3 protein-coding genes are annotated in these 2,559 nt (G+C 68.2%); all 3 read right to left on the bottom strand.

Annotated elements, in window-relative coordinates:
- Positions 1-60 precede the first annotated feature (60 nt).
- From DQP56_RS23795 to DQP56_RS25700, 3 genes are read right to left on the bottom strand one after another with little or no spacing between them, the layout of a single operon-like run.
- Positions 61-1,629: a sensor histidine kinase gene (locus tag DQP56_RS23795; protein ID WP_234825807.1), complete on the bottom strand. Its 1,569-nt coding sequence runs from the start codon at positions 1,627-1,629 to the stop codon at positions 61-63.
- A complete protein-coding gene (locus DQP56_RS23790; RefSeq protein WP_112689522.1) occupies positions 1,626-2,387 on the bottom strand; it encodes a response regulator transcription factor in 762 nt (253 codons plus the stop codon). Before DQP56_RS23790 ends, DQP56_RS23795 begins: the two co-directional genes overlap by 4 nt.
- Positions 2,388-2,415: 28 nt before the next feature.
- Complete coding sequence (locus DQP56_RS25700; protein ID WP_286167812.1) at positions 2,416-2,502, bottom strand: hypothetical protein; 87 nt, start codon at positions 2,500-2,502, stop codon at positions 2,416-2,418.
- Positions 2,503-2,559: the final 57 nt, after the last annotated feature.

The following is a 2,559-nucleotide window of genomic DNA, read 5'->3' as shown; positions in this document are numbered from 1 at the left end:
GGCTCCACACCCCCTCCCCAACTCTCGCGAGCGTGCGTGTCTGCACCGCGACACGCGGCTCTAGCCGGCATTCTGCGCACGCTCGCCGGGCGCCGTCACCGGTGAGGGCTCTCCGGCCGGATCCACCACCGGCAGCCGAACCCGGAACACCGTGGCCCCGTCGGCGGATTCCACCCCCACCGACCCGCTGTGCGCGCCGACGATCGAGGCCACGATCGCCAGTCCCAGTCCGGTGCTGCCCAGCTCGCTGGAGCGGGCCTTGTCGGCGCGGACGAACCGCTCGAACAGGTGCGGCACCATGTCGGCGTCGATCGCCGGGCCGTCGTTGGCCACCGTCAACTGCGCGACCGGCCCGCCCACCCCGGCGTGCTCCTCGGTGATGGCGGTGGTGACGGTCACCCCCGCCGGGGTGTGCACCCAGGCGTTCTTCAACAGGTTGGTGACAACCTGGTGCAGCCGGGCCCGGTCGCCGCGAACCCACACCGGGGACTCGGGCAGATCCTTGACCCAGTGGTGGCTCGGCGCGGCAGCCGCGGCATCGTTGACCGCATCGGCCACCAGATCGGCCAGGTCGACGTCTTCGACGTCGAGATCCTGGCCTTCGCCGAGCCGGGACAGCAACAGCAGCTCCTCGACCAGCGACGCCATCCGCTGCGCCTCGGATTCGATACGGGCCAGGGCGTATTCGGTGGTCGGCGGCAGCGTGGCGGAGTCCTGCCGGGTCAGTTCGGCGTAGCCCTGGATCGCCGCGAGCGGGGTGCGCAGCTCGTGGCTGGCGTCGGTGATGAACTGCCGCATCCGTCGGTCGGCCTCGCTGCGGTAAGCCAATGCGCTGTCGACGTTGTCCAGCAGGCGATTAAGGGCGCCGGCGACGATGCCCACCTCGTTGTCCGGATCGACGTCATCCTCGGACACCCGCACGGTGATGCGTTCGTCGCCGTCGGTGAGCGCCATGGCGGCCACCGCCCCGGCGGTGGCCGCGACGCGCCGCAGCGGGCGCAACGCGTAGTTGACCACGGTGATGGTCAGGCCCGCGGTTATCAGCAATGCCAACGTGTACAGCGTTGCGGCAGCGGCCATTCGGCGGGCGACGGTGCGGTTCGCCAGGTTCAGTGACCCGCCGATGAACAGCAGGTCGTCCTGGTCGACGACACGGGTCTCCACCCGATAGGTGCCCAGGCTGCCCAGGTCCATCGTCTGCGGGGGGCCGTCATGCCAGTGGTGGGCGTTGATCGCGGCGACCACGTCGGCAGGTGCGGGATAGGGGTCGTCCACGGTGAACACCGCCGACCCGATCACCTTGCCGTTGCGCAGCACCGCCAGCACATTGCCGGGCGTCTGATCGCTGAAACCCAGCATGGCCGACCCGATGGTCGACGCCTCGTCGGCGCCGGAGACATGTTGGGCGCGGCGATACTTGACGAAAGAATGACTAAAGGCGTTCATCGACTCGGACAGATCGGCATCGCTCGTCGCGGTGACGTAGTTGCGCAGGCTCAGCACCGACACCACGCCGACCGCCACGAACACCACAGTCACCACGGCCGACACCCCGAGCACCAGTTGGCGGGCCAGCGACCGCGGGCGCCACCAGGGTGCCTTTCGGGGCGTGCTCGGGGCGTCGGTCACGGCTGCGGCTTCAACATGTAGCCCACACCGCGAACGGTGTGGATCATCGGCGGGTCAGCGTCGATCTTCTTGCGCAGGTAGGAGATATATAGATCTACGATGCTGGTGCGGCCGGCGAAGTCGTAGTTCCAGACCCGGTCCAGGATCTCGGCGCGGGCCAGCGCCCGTCCCGGGTTGCGCATCAAGAACCGCAGCAGTTCGAACTCGGTGGCCGACAGCGACACCGGGGTGCGGCCGAACGTCACTTGCCGGCTCGCGCCGTCGAGCGTCAGATCGCCCACGGTGAGCACCTCGTTCATCGGTGGCGTCAGCTGGGCGGAACGGCGCAGCAGACCGCGCAGCCGGGCGACCAACTCCTCCAGGCTGAACGGCTTGGTCATGTAGTCGTCGGCGCCGGAGGTCAGGCCGGTGACCCGGTCGGTCACCGAATCGCGGGCGGTGAGAAACAGCGTCGGGATATAGGCGTCGGATTCGCGGACCCGCTGCAGGATCTGCAGCCCGTCCACGTCGGGCAACATGATGTCGAGAACCAGCAGATCGGGCTCGCCGCTGTGAAACATGGCGACCGCGTCGCGGCCGTTGTGGGCGACGTCGACGACCCACCCCTCGTAGTGCAGCGCCATCGTCACCAGGTTGGTCAGCGCGGGTTCGTCGTCGACCAGCAGCACGCGGATCGGTGATCCGTCGGGCCGGTTGATCCGCGGCAGTTGCCCGAGGATCGCTTTGCGCGGGCTCCGGTGATCCGTGTTATCCGCCATCGATCATCATCTTCCACCCGGATCCGGGTCATTCGCCGAGCAGTCGTTGCTTTCGCTGAGCGAATTTCTCCGGGGTCAGAATGCCCGAGTCACGCAGTTCGACCAGGGCGCGCAGTTCGGCAACGACACCGATCGGTTTCGCCTTGGCGGGCTGGTCGGGTTCCTCGGGTTC

The organism is Mycolicibacter senuensis (assembly GCF_003284925.1).
Classification (GTDB): Bacteria; Actinomycetota; Actinomycetes; order Mycobacteriales; family Mycobacteriaceae; genus Mycobacterium; species Mycobacterium algericum_A.
The sequence above is the reverse complement of the archived record's forward strand: the minus strand, read 5'-3'. Positions and strand labels throughout refer to the sequence as shown.

What these genes read in the sequence shown, in the direction of transcription:
- DQP56_RS23790 (WP_112689522.1), bottom strand. Translation starts at nt 2,387, where the DNA reads ATGGCGGATAACACGGATCACCGGAGCCCGCGCAAAGCGATCCTCGGG.